The organism is Streptomyces sp. MnatMP-M17 (assembly GCF_900091995.1).
Classification (GTDB): Bacteria; Actinomycetota; Actinomycetes; order Streptomycetales; family Streptomycetaceae; genus Streptomyces.
Window position 1 is genome coordinate 1 of the sequence record NZ_FMDK01001301.1, and the last position, 1,395, is coordinate 1,395.

Sequence of the window (1,395 nt, forward strand, 5' to 3'; positions counted from 1 at the left end):
CCCGCCGTACCTCTTGCGGTCAGCGCCAGTCAGCTGCGGTCCGGCGGCCGTGCCGCTGAGGGAGCTTTTGGTCGGCGGGCCGCTGTGGGTTCAGCCCTTGCCGGACGGGGCGGCGTGGCCGAGGCCGAAGGCTTTGCCGGGGACGGCGCGCAGGAAGACGAATCCAGCGAGCAGGTGCGGGAACGCGAAGGCGCAGGCCCGCGCGGTGTGCGTGTCGGTGCGTGCCCGTACCGACGACCGGAACGCGGGGGCGGTCCCGCTCCTGCCGAACGACGGCAGGTGGAGTCCTGGCCCTTGTGAGGGTGTTCGTGTACGGCCATGGTGGTGATCCCTTCGTGGACCGCCCGGTCGGATCTGGCACCGCTCACTCTTGTCGCTCGGAGAGGGATTCGCGGGGTGCCGAAGGTCCGTCACCGTGGGACTGAACGGCCCTTTCGGCAGGGCCTGTCGGGGTATCGAGTCCGGCCTCGGCCGGCGGGGCTGGCGCGTGGCGGGGCTGGCGTGTGGCCCGGTGTTGTGGGCCGTGATGTCGAGAAGCCCGCCCTGCTGCGGTTTCCGCCAGGGCGGCTTCGGAGATGGACGGCGCGGACGACGGTGACCATCAGGACGCCTTCGCCGACGTAGTGGCGGATCACGGCATCGGCGGCGGCCTGGCGCCGGTCCTCGTCGTTGCCGATCGGCGAGGACCCGCGCCGTACGGATCGTCGGTGACGCGCCGCATCCCGGCGTCGAAGCGTGTGCACAGCGTGGTGTCCATGGCGGGGCGGGCCTGGTCGGCCGGGGGCGCGTACTGGAAGCGGTAGCGGTCCGCACGCTGTCTCCAGGCCGTTGTCGCCGGGGTCGGTGGCGCCGATGTCCTCTTCGTCGGCACCGACCCCGGCCGGCGCACCGGTACGACGGGCAGTTCGATGGCGGGAAGATCTCGATGCAGCGGTCGAACTCGGCTGCTTGGTCGGCTTCCATAACCGCGCGGGTCACCGCGAAATGCCGGGCAGTTCCACGAGCGCGCGTTGGATCTGCCCTTGGCAGGGTCGGCTGTGATCGGTGCGGCGGTCAGCTGCCGTGGTCGTTGTCCAAGTGCTGCATGGTGTAGGTGCGTTCGTTGCGTGGCCCCGGCGAGGACGCTACGGTCCACGGCGCCCAAGAAGGCCATGAAGAAGAAGGCCCCGCCGAAGAGGACGGCAGCCAGGAAGGCTGCGGGACACAAGTCCCTCGCCGGTCTCTGCGACTTCACCGTTGAACGGCCTGGTGCCACAAGAGATCATGCGGGAGATGTTCGGCTTCCTGGCCGGTGGCCGGGACGCTGAATCGCTTGGTTGCCCCGGCCGCTCGTACGGCAGAGGCCCCCGGAGGGCACTGGCCGCCCCGCGGCCGGATACCCGGCCGGTGGCGGCG

General features: G+C 70.9%; 1 protein-coding gene. It reads left to right on the top strand.

Features of this window, described 5'->3' with window-relative positions; translation table 11 throughout:
• Positions 1 to 575 precede the first annotated feature (575 nt).
• Positions 576 to 803 carry a hypothetical protein gene (locus tag GA0115259_RS41030; RefSeq protein ID WP_093605326.1) on the top strand — a complete coding sequence of 76 codons (228 nt, stop codon included), beginning with the start codon at positions 576 to 578 and terminating at the stop codon, positions 801 to 803.
• Positions 804 to 1,395 lie beyond the last annotated feature (592 nt).